The sequence below is a fragment of the Microbacterium lemovicicum genome (assembly GCF_003991875.1).
GTDB classification, from domain to species: Bacteria; Actinomycetota; Actinomycetes; order Actinomycetales; family Microbacteriaceae; genus Microbacterium; species Microbacterium lemovicicum.
Genome location: NZ_CP031423.1, coordinates 2,505,795 through 2,521,334 on the forward strand (window position 1 = coordinate 2,505,795; position 15,540 = coordinate 2,521,334).

Genomic DNA, 15,540 nt, shown 5'->3' on the forward strand with positions numbered 1-15,540 from the left:
CATGGCATCGAACAGCTCCACCGCGGGGTCCGCAGCGCGCGCGGCGCAGGACTCGACCGTCTTCGAGGTGCTCGCCCGCGTCGGCTACGTCGTGCTCGGCGTGCTGCACCTGCTGATCGGCGTGATCGCGATCACCGTCGCGGGAGGCGGGTCCGGAGAGGCCGACCAGGGCGGCGCTCTGACGCAGATCCAGCAGTCGCCGCTCGGCGTGGCCCTTCTGTGGATCGTCGTCGCCGGCATGGCCGCCCTCGCCGTCTGGCAGATCGCGGAGACGCTGCTCGTCCGCGAGCCCGACGCGAAGAAGGCCTGGGGGCAGCGGGTCAAGTTCCTCGGCACCGCCGTGGCCTACATCGCGATCGCCATCACCGGCATCACCTTCGCCGTCGGCGGCTCATCCGACTCGTCCGATTCCTCGCAGAGTCTCAGCGCGAGCCTCATGACCTCTGCCGGCGGGATCGTGCTGCTCGTGCTCGTCGGCGCCGTCATCGCGGGCGTGGGCGCGGCGTTCATCGTCCGCGGCATCACGCGCGCCTTCACCAAGAAGCTCAATCTGCCCTCGGGCGCAGCGAAGTCGGGCATCGTCGCCTTCGGCGTCGTCGGCTACATCGCCAAGGGCATCGCGGTCGGCGTGGCGGGCATCCTCTTCATCGTGGCGGCGTTCACCCACGACCCCGAGACCGCCGGAGGCCTGAACTCCGCGCTGTACACCCTGACGACGCTGCCGTTCGGCGTGGCGATCCTCTGGGTGGTCGGCGCCGGGCTCGTGCTCTACGGCCTCTTCTGCTTCGCCCGCGCGCGCTACGCGCGCATGTGACCCGGCTGCTTTTCGAAGTCCGCACGGACACCGACGACGATCGCCCCGCCGTCCGGGGACGGCGGGGCGATCGTGTGTCACGCGCGCGGAGGGCGTTCCGTCAGCTCGTGACCCGGCGGCGACGCGCGACCATCAGCGCTGCACCTGCCACGGTGAACAGCACTCCGGCGACGGCGAAGCCGCCGACGTCCTTCGGGCCGGTGTTCGCGAGCGTCTTCACCGTGTTGGCCGGCACCACGGGGGCGACGGCCGGCGTCAGGGTGAACTGCACCTCTGCCGACGGGTCGGACAGGATGTTCGCGACCTGACCGTTCTCGTCGAGCTGGACCAGCACCGCGGCGGCGGTCCAGTCGCCGGGCAGGAGCTCGACGGTGACCGACCAGGTGCCCGCGGCGTCCACGACGATCGGGTCCTCAGGGTCGGCGGGCTCGGCCGCCTGGGCGGACAGCTCCTGCAGCGACGCCGTCGGCAGCACGGCGAGCAGGACGTTGGTGCCAGGCGTGCCGGTGCCGGTGAAGGTCACGGTCGAGCCGGTCAGAGCCTGACCGGCCGTGGGCGCGGTGATGACCGGGGCGGGCAGCAGGACGGGGAGGGCGAACTCCACCGTCTTCTCCTCATCGGGAGCGCCCTCGAGCACCTGCGTGACCGTCACGGACTGCGCGGTCGGCGCATCGGGGTCGTAGGTGCCGACGGTGATCCACTGCCCGTCGGCGACGACGACCGGCGCGGTTCCGGCGACGGGCTGGCCCTCCCCGTCGACGACCGTCACGGTCGCTCCGTCGTCTCCGGTACCGGCGAACACCACGGTGCGCGCCAGGACCGTCTCGCCGGGCATCGGGCTCAGCACGTCGAAGGCGGAGTCCTGCGGGCCGGCGGGCAGCACGAAGTCGAGGGGCAGCGGAGGCAGCGGGGTGCCGTCGTAGGTCGCCGTCACGAGCACGGACTGCGCGGTCGGAGCGTCATCGGCATAGGGGGTCAGCTCGACCGAGAACGGCGTCGCGGCGCCGTCGGTGCCGGGCACCTCGGTGCGGCCCAGCTCGGTGAGTCCGTCCGCCGACGTCACCACGACCGACGCTCCGGCGTTGGCCACCCCGGAGATCGTCACCGTCCGCGACTGCAGAGTCCCACCGGGCAGGGGTGAGGTGATGATGATGGCCGGGGTCTCGGCGGCACTGGCCGCAGGTGCGGAGATCAGCAGACCACCCAGGGCGAGGGCGGCGGCGGCCGGCAGTGCCAGCATCCGTCGCCATGCGAATCGATTCTTCACGACGTCCTTCACAGTTCGCAGGGCTCCGTGACGGTCGTCCGGCGGTCCCTGTGCACAGCGCGGCGTGTCTGTTCCGTGGCGAGACTGGGTGGACGGCGACGCACCGTCTCCCCGGGAGGGGCACGGCACTCGCGAACCTACCGGTATACCGGTCTTCGGCGCCAGCCGATTCCGACCCGGACCGGGCATCGTAGCCCGGCCGCCACGTCGACGCCACGGCCGTGGCATCCGCCCGGCCGTGCACGCAGACTCCTCGCGTGCCCGTCCTCGTCGCCCGCATCCTGGGTCGCGTCCTGCGCGGTGCGATCGGGCTCATCCTGCGCGTGCGCCGGCCGCGGCCGATCCACCCGCACGGACTGCTGCTCAGAGGCGAGGTGGAGTGGATGCCGGGGGCACCGCGCTCCGGCATCGCCTGGGTGGACCAGGCCGCCGGCACACGCGCGGCGACGCGGGCCCGGGTGTCGCGCTCCGTCGGCCTGCCTTCCCTCCTGCCCGACGTCATCGGACTCGCGCTGCGCGTGGACACGGGGGGCGGCGGCTTCGGCGACGTCGAGCTGGCCACCACCGGACGAGGGGTTCCGGGGAGGTTCCTGCTCCTCCCCCGCCTGACCGTGTCGCGGGCGACCTTCGCCACGCTGTTGCCCTACCGCACGGACGGCGGCCCCGTGCACGTCTCCGCGCGCCGGTCGGGCCGGCGGCTCCCCGCCGACCTGGCCGCCCTCCGCCACGCGCTCGCCTCCGAGCCGCTGCGTCTGGAGCTGTCGTTCGCGCGCGGGTCGGGGCCGTGGCATCCGTTCGCCGTCGTCACGCTTCGCGTCGACCCCGATCAGGACGATCGGACGCTGCGCTTCGACGCCGTCCGGCACGCGATCCCCGGCGCGCGCGCCTACGAGGCGGTGCGCCTGCTGCGCCAGCCGTCGTACCGGCTCGCGCAGGACGGTTCGGGCCGCACGACGAAGGCCCCCCGCGGGACGCGGAGGGCCTTCCTGGCACGGATCAGGGAGTGGGCATCCCGCCGTTCACGTTGAGCGTCTCGCCCATGACGTAGCTGGACTCGGGCGACGCGAGGAACACGTATGCGGGGGCGAGCTCGGCCGGCTGGCCCATGCGTCCGAGCGGGGTGTCCTCGCCGAAGCTGTCGATCTTCTCCTGGGGCTGACCGTCGCTCACCTGCAGCGGGGTCCAGATCGGTCCGGGGGCGACTGCGTTCACGCGGATGCCCTTCGGCGCGAGCTGCTGGGCGAGCGCCTTGGTGAAGGCGTTGATGGTGGCCTTCGTCGAGGCGTAGTCCACCAGGATGTCCGACGGCGAGTACGCCTGGATCGACGTGGTGTTGATGATGGCCGAGCCGGGCGTCAGGTGCGGCAGCGCGGCCTTGGTGATCCAGAACATAGCGTAGACGTTGGTCTTGAAGGTGTCGTCGAACTGCTCGTCGGTCAGCGTGGTCAGGTCTTCGTTGAAGACCTGCTTGCCGCCGTTGTTCACGAGGATGTCGAGGCCGCCCAGACCCTCGACGGCCTGGGCCACCAGGTCGCGGCAGTAGTCGGGATCGCGCAGGTCGCCCGGGATGGTGAGAACCGTGCGGCCCTCGTCGCGCACGAGGCCGGCGATGCGCGCGGCATCCTCCTCCTCCTCGGGCAGGTACGACAGCACGACGTCGGCGCCCTCGCGGGCGAAGGCGATCGCGGTGGCGGCTCCGATGCCGGAGTCTCCGCCGGTGATGAGCGCCTTCCGGCCGGTGAGGCGACCGGTGCCGCGGTAGGTCTTCTCGCCGAGGTCGGCGCGCGGCGTCATGTCGGCGTCGAGTCCGGGCTCGGGCTGGTGCTTGGCCTCGGGCTGGATGTCGGCGTACATGGCGGTGGGATCGGTGAAGGTGTACTGGTCCGTGGACATTCGTCTCTTCTCTCGTCGGTGTTCAGGTCTGTGGCGAGTCAGGGGGTGAGTTCGTCGATCGTGAGCGCCGCCGTGATCAGGGCCAGGTGGCTGAGGCCCTGCGGCAGGTTGCCCCAGAAGGAGCCGTCGGCGGGGTCGATCATCTCGGCATAGAGGCCGACGTCGTTGGCGTCGTCCACGAGCGCGTCCATCGCCTCGACGGCCTCCTCGTGACGGCCGACGCAGGCGAGGGCGGCGGCACGCCAGAAGCCGCACGCGACGAAGGCGTACTCCTCCTTCTGCATGCCGGAGTAGCGGTAGAGGTGGTGGCCGGCGCCGAGCTCCTCGGTGAGCCGGTCGATCGTGGCCGACATCCGCTCGCCGCGGTCGAAGCCGCTGGGGGCGTGGAGCAGCACCGAGGCGTCCAACTCCGTGGTGTCGGGGTGCATGACGTACGCTCCGGCCGCCTCCGACCAGCAGTGCTCCGCCACCCAGGCCTCGATGCGGTCGCGCTCGACGCGCCAGCGCTCGGCGCTGCCGGGAATCTGGCCGACCTCGGCGAGATGCACGGCGTCGCGCAGCGCCTGCCAGCAGCCCATCTTCGAGGAGGTGTAGTGGTGGTGCTCCGGAAGCTCCCACATGCCGGCATCCTCGTTGCGCCACACGTCGCACGTGCGATCGGCGATCTCGGCCAGCAGGCGGCTCGTGCCGATGTCGAGCACGTTGCCCGCATCGACGTACGTGCGGCAAATCGCGATGAGGTCTCCGTAGACGCCCAGCTGCAGCTGCCCCTGCGCCGGGTTGCCGGTGACGACGGGGCCGATGCCGCGCCATCCGTCGACGTCGTACTCCCGCGTGCCGTCGGGTACCGTGCCGTCGAGGCCGTAGAAGATGTGCAGCTCCGGCCCGTTCTCACGGATGGTCTGCAGCATCCACGACAGGGCGGCGTGCGTCTCCTCGCGGAGTCCGAAGCGCACGAGCGCGTGCACCGTGTATGCGAGATCCCGCACCCAGGCGAAGCGGTAGTCCCAGTTCTTGTCACCGCGCGGATTCTCGGGAAGCGACGTCGTGGCCGCTGCCGCGATCGCGCCGGTCGGGCTGTAGATGAGGAGCTTCAGCGCCAGCGCGCTGCGCTGGACGGCCGCGCGCCATGGGCCGTCGTACGAGAATTCCGACGACCAGTGCTCCCAGTTGGCGATGGTCCGGTCGATGCCGATGTCGACGTTCGCCGGGACGGGAACGTGCAGGGGCTCGTCGTGGGTGGCCACGATGATCAGGAGCGATCGCGACCCCTTCTCCGTGGCGAAGGCGCCGGCGATCTCGGCGACGCCGTCGGTGATGGCCTTCGGCCGGCCATGGCCCTCGCCGACGACGGCGATCGCGGTCTTCCCCGTACGGATCATCGGCCCCTGCGGCGTCTGGTCGATCCACGGCGAGGCGGTGCCGAGTGCCGTGCCGGGACGGACGTGCCAGCGGAAGCGGACCGCGCCGCTCACGCCGTCGATGCGCCTCGCGAGCTCGGCCCACGGCAACCGCCCGGCGATGCCGGTCACGAGCGCGTCGGTGACCGTCGCGACGCCGTCCTCGGTGGTGAAGGTCGTGGTGAGCACGTTGGTGTCGGCGACGTAGGCGCGGGTGACGGTGTACTCGCCCACCGGCTCGAGCTCGATGCACCCGCCGGTGTCGTCGTCGAGCAGCCGCGCGAAGACGGGCAGGGAGCCGAGATTGGGCACCGGCATCCAGTCGACCTGGCCACGCAGCCCGATGAGGGCGACCGTCCGGCCGTCGCCGATCGCGGCATAAGAGGAGAGGTCCTCCCCCGCGGGCTGACGGGACGAGGACGGCGTGGAGGATCGGGACACGCTTGTCACGCTAGGCGCGCCGCGCGACATGGTCGGGGCCTTGCGCGCGGAGGCCGCGTGGGGCATCCTGCACGTGACACGCCGCGCGGCAGGTTTGGGGCCCTGCGCGCGGCGGCCGCGTGGAGCATCCCGCACTCGCAGTTCAGCCGCCGGACGGATTGTCAACGGGCTGTCCGCCGTCGTCGGTCGACTCTTCGCCGGCACCGCTCGCATCGGTCTCGCCCGTGTAAGTGCTCTCGGGCGTCTGCGGGTCTTCCGGTGCTCCGCCCGAGGCCGTGTCGGCTTCGGTGTCGGCTCCGGGATCGCCCTTAAGATTCGCGTCAGCGTGGTCGCTCATGTCGACCTCCTTTCGATGGAGATGTCAGTGTGCGTCGACAGCGGCGCGATGGTCGAGACGCTTGACCTCGAGACGGGAGTCTGATCGGATGCGGCGGACCGGGGGCGGACGCTTCTCGCCGACCGAGTCCGGCCGTGCGTGTCAGAACGTGCGTTTCTGATGGTGCGCGTCAGCAGGCGACCGCGTCGGAGCCGCCGACGAGGTCGTGGCGGTCGTCGTCGCTGAGCCGGTCGGCCTCGCCCACGGCACAGCCCGCGGCGCGCTCGATCTCGCGCAGCACCCGCGACGGGAACGGGCCGTCGAGGTCGCGGAGGATCGCATGCCGGGCGCCGTCCGTGAGGTGCGGCCACCACTGCGCAAAGGGCGGCAGCACGGCGGATGAGGCGCCGTCCACGGTGTCGGCCAGGGTGGCGGTGCGGTGCATGACGACCTCCTCCCCCGACTGTGCACCGGCTCGGCGGCGAGCGTTCCGGGGTTGACAACTCACCCGCAGTACGTGTGGGGTCAGTCGTCGCGGAAGTCGTCCGGGTCGACGTCGTCGAGGAAGCGCTTGAATTCGTCGACGCGCGCCTCGGCGTCGGGGGCGGTGATGGCGGGGGTCGCCGTCGGCATGCCCGCGGCCTCCTCCTCATCGTCGCCGTCGTCGTCGTCGTCGGTGACGGTGTCGGGGATCCCCGCCTCCTCCAGCACCGCCGTGGACACCCAGATGGGCGCCTCCGTGCGCGAGGCGAGCGCCAGCGCGTCGGACGGACGGGCGTCCAGCCGGCGGACGCCGGACGATGCGGACAGGACCACTTCGGCGAAGAACGTGCCGTCCTCGATGCGGACGATCTCCACCTCATCGACGGTCGCGCCGAGCGAGTCGAGCATGTCGCGCATGAGGTCGTGCGCGAGTGGGCGTGGTGCGCGCGCGCCCTGGACCGCCACCAGGATCGACGTCGCCTCCTGCTCGCCGATCCAGATCGGCAGGATGAGGCCCTCGTCCTCCTCGTCGGCCAGCGGCTTGAGCAGGATCACGTGCTGCCCGGAGCCGTCGACGGCGACGCCGGCGACCCGCACCCGCACTCGCTCTCCGCCCGCGCTCATGGGGCCATGCTAGAACGCGCCGACGCCACGGTGCCCGGCGCTGGGCGGTCCGGAGACGGCGTGATCCCGGCATCCATTCACAGGAATGGATGCTGCGGCGATACCGTTGCATCCATCATGGAACGATTCGGCACCCTGTCCTTCGGACACTACGGACCCCTCGGCAACGGCCGCCAGCTGACCGCGGGCGACTCGATGCTGCAGGCGATCGACCTCGCGCAGGGCATGGACGACCTGGGCGTGGACGGCGCGTACTTCCGCGTGCACCACTTCGCCCGGCAGCAGGCCGCGCCCATGCCGCTGCTGGCTGCGATCGCGGCCCGCACGCGCCGCATCGAGGTCGGCACCGGCGTCATCGACATGCGCTACGAGAACCCGCTGTACCTCGCGGAGGAGGCAGCCGCGGTCGACCTCATCAGCGACGGGCGACTCGCCCTCGGCGTGAGCCGGGGGTCACCCGAGACGGTCACGCGCGGCTACGAGACCTTCGGCTACACCGCCGGGGATGAGCGCGGCGCCGATCTCGCACGTGAGCACTTCGACCTGTTCCTGCGGGCCGTCGAGGGCGAGGGACTCGCCGAGCGCGACCCCCTGAGCCCGTTCGGCGGCGGGTCGGGACGGCAGCGCATCGAACCGCACTCCCCGGGACTGCGCTCGCGGATCTGGTGGGGAGCGGGAAACCGCGACTCCGCCGAATGGGCGGGCCGCATGGGCGTCAACCTGATGTCCTCGACGCTGCTCACCTCCGCCGACGGACGGCCGTTCGACATCCTCCAGGCGGAGCAGATCGACGCGTTCCGGGCCACCTGGAGCGCCGCAGGACACGAGGGCACCCCGCGTACATCGGTGAGCCGCTCGATCTTCCCGCTCACCACGGCCGAGGACCACATGTACTTCGGCGGCCGCCAGGACGGCGATCAGATCGGCATCATCGACGGCATGCGCTCGACCTTCGGCAAGACCTATGCCGCGGAGCCCGACGAGCTCATCGAGCAGCTGAAGAACGACGCGGCGATCGCCACGGCCGACACGCTCATGCTGACGATCCCGTCCCAGCTCGGCGTCGCGTTCAACCTAAGGATCGTCGAGTCGTTCGCGAAGTACGTCGCTCCGGCCCTCGGCTGGGTCGGCACGCGGGTCTGACCAGACGCTTCTCGCGCGCCCGGCTTCACCAGGAGCCGGGCGCGTAGTCCTTGAGGAAGACGCCGAAGAGATCCTCGCCGGACTCGCCGCGCACGATCGGGTCGTAGACCCGGGCGGCGCCGTCGACGAGATCGAGCGGGGCGTGGAAGCCCTCCTCGGCCAGCCGCACCTTCGTGTGGTGCGGGCGCTCGTCGGTGATCCAGCCGGTGTCGACGGCGGTCATCAGGATGCGGTCGCTCTCGAACATCTCGCGGGCGCTCGTGCGCGTGAGCATGTTGAGGCCGGCCTTCGCCATGTTGGTGTGAGGATGCCCCGGGCCCTTGTACCCGCGACCGAAGACGCCCTCCATCGCCGAGACGTTCACGATGTACGTGCGCCGCGCGGACGACGAAGCGAGCGACGAGCGCAGGCGCGACACGAGCAGGAACGGTGCGGTCATGTTCGCCAGCTGCACCTCGAGCATCTCGAGGGGCTCGACCTCGTCGACGCTCTGCGTCCAGCTGTTGACGTGATGCTCGTCGGGGAGCAGCCCGCCGGCGTCGATCGCGGTGCCGGCCGCGAGCCGCTCGAGTGACGACGACCCCGCCGCCATCGCCTCGGCGGTGAGCTGGTCCGCTGTGCGGGCAGCCGAGGCGAGGATCGGATGGCTCGAGACGGACTGCGCCAGCGCCAGCGGGTGCGCGTCGTTCGTGTGCCCGAACGTGAGCAGCTTCGGAAGCGGGCCGGACGGCAGGGGCGCGAGCTCCGCATCGACGAGCGGCTTGTAGGCGCCCGCCGAGCGTCGCACGGTCTGCGCCGCGTTGTTGATGAGGATGTCCAGCGGTCCGTCGGCGGCGACGGCGTCGGCGAGCGCGATCACCTGCGCGGGGTCGCGGAGATCGATGCCGACGACCTTGAGGCGGTGGATCCACTCGCCCGCGTCGGGGAGGGCGGTGAACCGGCGCACCGCGTCGCGCGGGAATCGCGTGGTGATCGTGGTGTGCGCGCCGTCGCGCAGCAGACGCAGGGCGATGTACATGCCGATCTTGGCGCGTCCGCCCGTGAGGAGCGCGCGCCGGCCTGTCAGGTCGGTGCGGGCATCCCGCTTCTCGTGACTCAGCGTCGCGCAATCCGGGCAGAGCTGGTGGTAGAACGCGTCGACGACCGTGTACGGCTTCTTGCAGATGTAGCAGCCGCGCGCCTTGATCAGCTCGCCCGCGGTCGGGGTCGCCTGACGCGCGGCGAGCGGGATGCCGCGGGTCTCGTCGTCTATGCGGTCGGGTGCACCCGTCGCGGTCGCGGCGACCACGGCGCGGTCGGCCGCGGCGATGCGCGCGCGCTTCGCCAGACGGCCGAGCCGTTTGACGTCCTTGTACATCTTCCCCGTCGCCCGGCGGAGGGCGATGTAGTCGGGATGCTCGGCGTCGAGGTCGGCCACGGCGTCGATGACCCGCAGCGCGACGGCCAGCTCCTCCGGCGAGAAGGAGGCGACGGCTGCGGCGTCAGCGGGGTCGTCGGTGGACGAGGCGGCGAGGACCGAGTCGGAAGGCACAGATGATTCTATCGGAGGCCTTCCTGTGACCTTCCGGCGCGCAGCGCCTCGGTGAGCACCGAGCGGACGCCCTCGGGGTCGAAGTCCTCCCCCGGGGCCTCGAGCTCGTCGAGCGCGAACCAGCGGACGCCGACGATGTCGTCCTTCTCACTGTCGGTCCAGTCCGCATCCGACAGCTCGAAGCGCGGGGTGCGCAGCAGGAAGTACGTGGCCTCGCGCACCTGGTACTCCTCGGCGGGCGGGAGCGCGATGCGTCGGAACGCGACGGGATCACCGAGCGCCGCGGCGTCCGTCAGCGTCAAGCCCGTCTCTTCGAAGAGCTCCCGCACTGCGGCGGCGCGCTCGTCCTCCCCCGGATCGATGCCGCCGCCGGGTGTGAGCCAGCGGGCGGGGAGAGTGCGCTGTCCCCAGTGCGTCTTCATCAGCAGGACCGACCCGCCCTCGTCGAGGACGAGGATGCGGGCGGTCCTGCGGACGCGCGGCTCGCCGGTGCTCACGCGCCGGCCGGGGTCCATTCCGAGACCCGGCCGAGCTCGGCCAGCTCGTCGGCGGTGAGCTCGAGTCGGGCGCCGGTGAGGAGGTCGGCCACCTGCTCGACGCGCGAGGCGCTGGCGATCGGAGCGGCGACCGTGGGCTGCGCGCGCAGCCAGGCGAGGGCCGTCGCGGCGATGGAGGCGTCGTGGGCGGAGCCGATGCTCTCGAGCGCGTCGATCACGCGGAGGCCCTGCGCCGTCGCGTACTTCGCCGCGCCCTCGGCGCGCGGGGAATCCTGCCCCTCGGCGCTCGCCGAGCGGTACTTCCCGGTGAGGAATCCGCTGGCCAGGGCGTAGTACGGCACCAGGCTCATGCCGTACTCGCGGGCCACCGGCACGATGGTCTCCTCGACCTCGTTGCGGTGGACGAGGTTGTAGTGCGGCTGGATCGCGACCGGCTTCGGCAGGCCCTCGGCCTCGGCGATGCGCACCCATTCGCGGATGCGCTCCGCGCTATAGTTCGACACGGCCGTGTAGCGCACGAGCCCGTCGGTCACGAGCTGGCCGAAGGCGGCGACGGTCTCCTCCAGCGGCACGGAAGCGTCGTCGAAGTGCGCGTAGTAGAGGTCGATCGACTCGACGCCGAGTCGGCTCAGGGAGGCCTCGGCCGCGGCACGGACGTTCGCCGCCGACAGTCCCTTGAAATCAGGATGCTGGCTGACCTTCGTCGCGACGACGACTCCGCTCGGGCGGCGCGATGCCAGCCACTCGCCGATGATGGTCTCGCTCTCGCCACCGGAGTTGCCCGGCACCCACGCGCTGTACGCGTCGGCGGTGTCGACGAAGTCGCCGCCGCCGGCGTGGAACGCGTCGAGGATCGCGAAGGACCGTTCGCGGTCGGCGGTCCAGCCGAACACGTTGCCGCCGAGGGACAGGGGAAGGACGTCGAGGTCGCTTGTTCCGATACGGGTCATGCTTGTCGCCAACGACCGGGGCCTCCGATTATTCCGGTCTCGCGCTCATCTCGACGGCGCGGCGGGCGAGAGCGGCGAGGGCATCGCCCGTGAGGCGCTGGCTCGTCCACTCGCTCTGAGGCTGCGCGCCGAGGGATCGGTAGAAGGCGATCGAGGGCTCGTTCCAGTCGAGCACAGTCCACTCGAGGCGGCTGTAGTCGCGGGCGACGCAGACGTCGGCGAGCGCGGCGATCAGGGCGAGACCCCAGCCCTGGCCGCGACCCGCCTCGTCGACGAAGAGGTCCTCGAGCCAGATGCCGTGGCGTCCGGTCCAGGTCGAGTAGGTGAGGAACCAGACCGCGATGCCTCGGATGACGCCGTCCTGTTCGACGACGTGGGCGAAGACGCGCGGCTCGTCGCCGAACAGGGAGGCCGTGAGCGCCTCGACCGTGTTCTCGACCGCGTCCGGCTCGCGTTCGTAGTCGGCGAGCGCCTGGATGCACGCGAGGATGCCGAGCTCATCGCCCGGGCGGGCGACGCGGAGCACGGCGTCGCCGGCGAGGTGTCGGAGGGTCATGTTCCGAGAGTAGGGCTGACGAACCGCTCCGGTCCGACGTCACGGCAGTCCGGTGACGCCCACCCCGAGCCAGGCGGCCAGCTCATCGATCTCCGCACGCACCATCTCCGTCTCCTCGGCCTCGAACGGGAGGAACTCGTGGACGGCGATGACCCGCAGCATCCCCTCCTTCCGGTCGACCTCCGCGTTCAGCATCCCGGCGAACCGGTCGCCCAGGAGGATCGGATGCGCGAAGTAGCCGTAGACGCGCTGGAGCGCCGGCTTGAACTGCTCGAGAACATAGGTGAACTCGAACAGCTCCTCCAGCCGGCGCCGATCGAACAGCAGGCTGTCGTAGGGATTGAGGAACGCGACGCGGCCTCCGTCGTCGTCGCGCAACGCGGCGAGGGCCTCCGGGTCGACGCGGTAGGCCGTCGAGACGCCCTCCACCACGGCCGGCTCGCCCGTCGTCCTGCCGACGCCGCTCCAGTGGCGGTGGATACGCGCGATCCCCGACGAGCGGAGGCTGCGCTCCTCGTGCATCACGGCCGCTTCCTCGGCGCCGATCTCGGGGAGATCGGCCGGGTAGACCCGCTCGGCGAGATCCCACACGCGGTGCCGGCCCTCGCGTCCCGCGATCGCCACCTCACCCTGGCGCAGCAGGAAGTCGAGCATGTGCGGCACCTGATTGGAGCCCGACCACCCGTCGGGCGGGCGGCTCACCTCGGCGGTGTCGGGGATCGCCGACGCCGGCATCGGGCCCTCGGCGCGCAGCCGCGCCAGCACGTCCGCCCGGAAGCGGCTGTTCGCCTCCAGCCACTGGCGGGTGCTCTCGCGCCGCGGCCACTCCTTCATCTCCGGGCGCATCAGCGGCAGCAGGCTGACGGGCCGGAACGCGCCGTCGAACTCGAACAGCAGTCGGTCCTGCTCGACCGCCTTCTTCAGCTGCCCGGCCTCATACGACCAGCCGATGCGAGACCACAGCACGGTGTGCTCGCAGGGCGCGATCGTGGCCGTCGGATCGATCTTGACGTACCCCAGCTGCTCTGCCACCTCGACGACGTCGCCGGGCCGATCGGCGTCCAGCAGCTGTGCGCGCACGACCAGCCGTCGCGCCTCGTCGCGGGTCAGTCTGTGCGGCTGCATGCGGCTCACCGTAGCCGTCACCGGTGACACGCGCACCGGTCCGCGGGGATGAGAGTGCTCTCATCCCCGCGCCGCCCGTGACGCCGAAACCAGGGAGCAGGACCCGCCGCGCCCAGGAAACTCCCTGGAAGCGTCCAGAAAACCCCGGCAGACTGCGTGACTTGTGCCCGCCTGCGCGGGCCTCGAGCGCCGACCCGATGGCGCATCCCCTATACGGAACCGGTTTTCATGCGCCCGAACACGCCTTCTTCCTCGTCGCCCACCACCGCCTCCCTGCCCGTGACGACGGGATCCCACGCCCGCCGCCAGCGCCGCATCACCGAGCGCCGCACGCGCCGTCGCCCCGCCCTCGTGGCCGCCGGCGTCGCCCTGGCCATCGTCGCCACGGCCGGCTTCACCGGGACCGTCCCGGTCTCCGGTGCCGCGGCATCCGCCCCGACAGGCACCAGCTTCGTCCTCGCCTCCTACTCGACGCCGTCCACGGCGACGAAGACCGCGACGGACACCGCGACGAGCGAGGCCGAGACCGCGCTCACCGCCGCCGACGACGCCGTATCGGCCGCGCAGTCCGTCGCCGCCGACATCGCCTCCTCCGGACTCGACGTCGGCACGCCCGACACCACCGTCGACACCACCACCCTCGAGACCGCGGCCCAGCGACTCGAGACCGGCGCCGCCACGCTGCCGGCCCCGCTGGTGCCCGACCTCACCGAGCACGTCACCGACGAGGTCGCCGCCGTCAGCGCGCAGGTCTCGAGCCTGCGCGGCAGCCTCGACGCCGCCGTCGCGCTGAAGGCCCAGCAGGAGGCCGAGGCCGCCGCGGCAGCAGCCGCCGCCGCTGAGGCCGAAGCCGCCGCGAAGGCCGCTGAGGCCGCCGCAGCCGCCGAGGCCCAGGCCCCGCGCTCGTCGAGCTCGTCGTCCGGCGGATCGTCCGCTCCGGCACCCGTCTACGCCCCGAGCGGCGGCGGCGACAACAGCCCCGGCGGTGCGCAGGCGTCCGCTCGCGCGATGCTCGGCAACTACGGCTGGGGCGAGGACCAGATGGGATGCCTCGTCTCCCTCTGGAACAAGGAGTCCGGCTGGAACTACCAGGCCTACAACGCCGGCAGCGGTGCCACCGGCATCCCGCAGGCCCTCCCCGGCAGCAAGATGGCCTCCGCCGGCGCCGACTGGCAGACCAACGCCGCCACGCAGGTGGCCTGGGGCCTCGGCTACATCTCGGGCCGCTACGGCTCGCCGTGCAGCGCATGGGGTCACTCGCAGTCCGTCGGCTGGTACTGACCTCCTGATCCCGCCCGTGAGGCGTCGCATCTGCGGATGCGGCGCCTCACGGCGTTTCCGGGTCAGAGGGCGACGAGCTCCACGTCGCGCAGCCGGCCGTCGTCCACGACCGCGGTCATCATCGTGTGTCGCGGCTGGCGGCGGCGATCGGTCGGCGACCCCGGGTTCAGCAGCCGCAGGCCGCCCGGAGTCACGGTGTCCCAGGGGATGTGGCTGTGGCCGAAGACGAGCAGATCGGTCGCTGGGAAGGCCGCGTCCATCCGCATCTCCCGGCGCCGGGCGTCACCGGTCTCGTGGATCACGGCCATCCGCAGACCCTCGACCTCCCGTCGTGCGATCTCGGGGAGCCGGTCGCGCAGGTCGTCTCCGTCGTTATTGCCGTAGACGCCGACGACCTCGCCGTGACGCTCGAGCTCGTCGAGCACTGCCGCCGACACCCAGTCGCCGGCATGGACGATCAGGTCCGCCGCATCGGCCGCCGCCCGCAGGGCGTCGGGCAGGCGGCGCGCGCGTCCGGGGATGTGCGTGTCGGAGACCAGCAGCAGTCGGGTGCTCATCCCCCGATCCTCCCCGATCGGCAGCCCGTGAGGTGAGACGGATGCTGCGGCCTCAGCCCGCGGCATCCATCCGCTGCGGCGGGCAGGTGCCGCCCGGCGTCGTCGCCCGCTCGTAGTGCCAGCGCTCGTTGGCGAAGATCTGGCACAGCCCCCACCGCGCGCCGTGCTCCATCATCCAGAACTGCGCGTCGAGCGGACCGACGTCCACCGCCCGCCCGCTGACGTGCGCGGACGTATCCGGAGAGGCGACCCAGCGTGATGCCTCCGCCGCGCTGCCGTAGGTCGTGACCGCCTCATCGAGCATCAGCTGCTGGTAGCGGGCGCTGCGCCATCCGCTCGTGATCTCCATCACGATGCCGTCGGCGGCCGCCGCATGGGATGCCTGACCGACCGCGTCGCGTAACGCGGGATCGAGGCGGGCGATCGCCGGCTCGCCGGTGTCGAGGATCGACACGGACGAGACCAGGATGCCGTCGTCCGCACCCGGCGGCCCGTCGAATGCCGGCACCGCGGCGGCCCCCGGGCTCCGGGCCGCCCACAGCAGACCGGCCGTCGCGCCGGAGGCGAGCAGGACCACCGCCAGGACGACGGCGACGGCGACGGCGGCGCGTCGACGGCGACGCGGCACGGGAACGGGGGCAGCGAGCGAGATCATGGTCCGA

The 15,540-nt window shown here is 71.7% G+C and carries 17 protein-coding genes; 4 read left to right on the forward strand and 13 right to left on the reverse strand.

The features are described from left to right. Window position 1 precedes the first annotated feature (1 nt). Complete coding sequence (locus CVS47_RS11740; RefSeq protein WP_127096242.1) at window positions 2–814, forward strand: DUF1206 domain-containing protein; 813 nt, start codon at window positions 2–4, stop codon at window positions 812–814. Between the two features lie 100 nt (window positions 815–914). On the opposite strand, the gene CVS47_RS11745 is transcribed toward CVS47_RS11740, so the two are convergent. Further along, window positions 915–2,081: an LPXTG cell wall anchor domain-containing protein gene (locus CVS47_RS11745; protein WP_127096243.1), complete on the reverse strand. Its 1,167-nt coding sequence runs from the start codon at window positions 2,079–2,081 to the stop codon at window positions 915–917. A gap of 257 nt (window positions 2,082–2,338) precedes the next feature. Here CVS47_RS11745 and CVS47_RS11750 point away from each other — a divergent pair, with 257 nt between their 5' ends. Continuing rightward, on the forward strand, window positions 2,339–3,109 hold the full coding sequence (locus tag CVS47_RS11750; protein ID WP_127096244.1) for a hypothetical protein: 771 nt from the start codon (window positions 2,339–2,341) through the stop codon (window positions 3,107–3,109). Here CVS47_RS11750 and CVS47_RS11755 read toward each other — a convergent pair. The 5 genes from CVS47_RS11755 to CVS47_RS11775 form a co-directional block, all read right to left on the reverse strand. Then, window positions 3,078–3,974: an SDR family oxidoreductase gene (locus CVS47_RS11755; protein WP_127096245.1), complete on the reverse strand. Its 897-nt coding sequence runs from the start codon at window positions 3,972–3,974 to the stop codon at window positions 3,078–3,080. The two genes, CVS47_RS11750 and CVS47_RS11755, sit on opposite strands and share 32 nt — an antisense overlap. A gap of 38 nt (window positions 3,975–4,012) precedes the next feature. Beyond that, entirely contained in the window at window positions 4,013–5,845 is a 1,833-nt protein-coding gene (locus CVS47_RS11760) for a glycoside hydrolase family 15 protein (RefSeq protein WP_127096246.1), read from the reverse strand. 112 nt (window positions 5,846–5,957) lie between these two features. Continuing rightward, window positions 5,958–6,152, reverse strand: coding sequence for a hypothetical protein (locus tag CVS47_RS11765; RefSeq protein WP_127096247.1), 195 nt, complete (start codon window positions 6,150–6,152; stop codon window positions 5,958–5,960). Between the two features lie 169 nt (window positions 6,153–6,321). After that, window positions 6,322–6,576: a hypothetical protein gene (locus CVS47_RS11770; protein WP_127096248.1), complete on the reverse strand. Its 255-nt coding sequence runs from the start codon at window positions 6,574–6,576 to the stop codon at window positions 6,322–6,324. 80 nt (window positions 6,577–6,656) lie between these two features. Beyond that, a complete protein-coding gene (locus CVS47_RS11775) occupies window positions 6,657–7,238 on the reverse strand; it encodes a bifunctional nuclease family protein (RefSeq protein WP_127096249.1) in 582 nt (193 codons plus the stop codon). A gap of 117 nt (window positions 7,239–7,355) precedes the next feature. Between CVS47_RS11775 and CVS47_RS11780 the strand changes: the two genes are divergently transcribed. Then, the gene (locus CVS47_RS11780; protein ID WP_127096250.1) at window positions 7,356–8,381 is read left to right on the forward strand and encodes an LLM class flavin-dependent oxidoreductase; all 1,026 of its coding nucleotides are present in this window, start codon (window positions 7,356–7,358) and stop codon (window positions 8,379–8,381) included. Window positions 8,382–8,406: 25 nt separating this feature from the next. Here the strand turns inward: CVS47_RS11780 and CVS47_RS11785 are convergent, their stop codons facing one another. The 5 genes from CVS47_RS11785 to CVS47_RS11805 all read right to left on the reverse strand — a co-directional run bounded on the left by CVS47_RS11785 (window position 8,407) and on the right by CVS47_RS11805 (window position 13,040). Beyond that, the gene (locus CVS47_RS11785; protein ID WP_241240355.1) at window positions 8,407–9,828 is read right to left on the reverse strand and encodes an SDR family NAD(P)-dependent oxidoreductase; all 1,422 of its coding nucleotides are present in this window, start codon (window positions 9,826–9,828) and stop codon (window positions 8,407–8,409) included. Window positions 9,829–9,920: 92 nt separating this feature from the next. Next, window positions 9,921–10,409 carry an NUDIX hydrolase gene (locus CVS47_RS11790; protein WP_164734646.1) on the reverse strand — a complete coding sequence of 163 codons (489 nt, stop codon included), beginning with the start codon at window positions 10,407–10,409 and terminating at the stop codon, window positions 9,921–9,923. After that, window positions 10,406–11,359 (reverse strand): aldo/keto reductase, encoded by a 954-nt coding sequence (locus tag CVS47_RS11795; protein WP_127096253.1) that lies wholly within the window; start codon window positions 11,357–11,359, stop codon window positions 10,406–10,408. The genes CVS47_RS11790 and CVS47_RS11795 overlap by 4 nt, the downstream gene beginning before the upstream one ends. A gap of 28 nt (window positions 11,360–11,387) precedes the next feature. Beyond that, window positions 11,388–11,915 carry a GNAT family N-acetyltransferase gene (locus CVS47_RS11800; protein WP_206502619.1) on the reverse strand — a complete coding sequence of 176 codons (528 nt, stop codon included), beginning with the start codon at window positions 11,913–11,915 and terminating at the stop codon, window positions 11,388–11,390. 39 nt (window positions 11,916–11,954) lie between these two features. Continuing rightward, window positions 11,955–13,040, reverse strand: coding sequence for a DNA glycosylase AlkZ-like family protein (locus CVS47_RS11805; protein ID WP_127096254.1), 1,086 nt, complete (start codon window positions 13,038–13,040; stop codon window positions 11,955–11,957). A 228-nt stretch (window positions 13,041–13,268) separates the two neighbouring features. On the opposite strand from CVS47_RS11805, the gene CVS47_RS11810 reads away from it, so the two are divergent. Beyond that, window positions 13,269–14,321 (forward strand): aggregation-promoting factor C-terminal-like domain-containing protein, encoded by a 1,053-nt coding sequence (locus CVS47_RS11810; RefSeq protein ID WP_241240136.1) that lies wholly within the window; start codon window positions 13,269–13,271, stop codon window positions 14,319–14,321. A 62-nt stretch (window positions 14,322–14,383) separates the two neighbouring features. Here CVS47_RS11810 and CVS47_RS11815 read toward each other — a convergent pair whose 3' ends face one another. Together CVS47_RS11815 and CVS47_RS11820 are read right to left on the reverse strand one after the other, a co-directional pair. Continuing rightward, window positions 14,384–14,878 carry a metallophosphoesterase family protein gene (locus CVS47_RS11815; protein ID WP_127096255.1) on the reverse strand — a complete coding sequence of 165 codons (495 nt, stop codon included), beginning with the start codon at window positions 14,876–14,878 and terminating at the stop codon, window positions 14,384–14,386. A 52-nt stretch (window positions 14,879–14,930) separates the two neighbouring features. Continuing rightward, window positions 14,931–15,533: a M15 family metallopeptidase gene (locus CVS47_RS11820; protein ID WP_127096256.1), complete on the reverse strand. Its 603-nt coding sequence runs from the start codon at window positions 15,531–15,533 to the stop codon at window positions 14,931–14,933. Between the last annotated feature and the right edge of the window lie 7 nt (window positions 15,534–15,540).

Bases quoted from the DNA above. Each gene is read 5' to 3' on its own strand.
- CVS47_RS11815 (WP_127096255.1), bottom strand. From the start codon at position 14,878: ATGAGCACCCGACTGCTGCTGGTCTCCGACACGCACATCCCCGGACGC.
- CVS47_RS11755 (WP_127096245.1), bottom strand. From the start codon at position 3,974: ATGTCCACGGACCAGTACACCTTCACCGATCCCACCGCCATGTACGCC.
- CVS47_RS11760 (WP_127096246.1), bottom strand. From the start codon at position 5,845: ATGTCGCGCGGCGCGCCTAGCGTGACAAGCGTGTCCCGATCCTCCACG.
- CVS47_RS11765 (WP_127096247.1), bottom strand. From the start codon at position 6,152: ATGAGCGACCACGCTGACGCGAATCTTAAGGGCGATCCCGGAGCCGAC.
- CVS47_RS11780 (WP_127096250.1), top strand. From the start codon at position 7,356: ATGGAACGATTCGGCACCCTGTCCTTCGGACACTACGGACCCCTCGGC.
- CVS47_RS11800 (WP_206502619.1), bottom strand. From the start codon at position 11,915: ATGACCCTCCGACACCTCGCCGGCGACGCCGTGCTCCGCGTCGCCCGC.
- CVS47_RS11740 (WP_127096242.1), top strand. From the start codon at position 2: ATGGCATCGAACAGCTCCACCGCGGGGTCCGCAGCGCGCGCGGCGCAG.
- CVS47_RS11820 (WP_127096256.1), bottom strand. From the start codon at position 15,533: ATGATCTCGCTCGCTGCCCCCGTTCCCGTGCCGCGTCGCCGTCGACGC.
- CVS47_RS11810 (WP_241240136.1), top strand. From the start codon at position 13,269: ATGCGCCCGAACACGCCTTCTTCCTCGTCGCCCACCACCGCCTCCCTG.
- CVS47_RS11770 (WP_127096248.1), bottom strand. From the start codon at position 6,576: ATGCACCGCACCGCCACCCTGGCCGACACCGTGGACGGCGCCTCATCC.
- CVS47_RS11775 (WP_127096249.1), bottom strand. From the start codon at position 7,238: ATGAGCGCGGGCGGAGAGCGAGTGCGGGTGCGGGTCGCCGGCGTCGCC.
- CVS47_RS11805 (WP_127096254.1), bottom strand. From the start codon at position 13,040: ATGCAGCCGCACAGACTGACCCGCGACGAGGCGCGACGGCTGGTCGTG.
- CVS47_RS11795 (WP_127096253.1), bottom strand. From the start codon at position 11,359: ATGACCCGTATCGGAACAAGCGACCTCGACGTCCTTCCCCTGTCCCTC.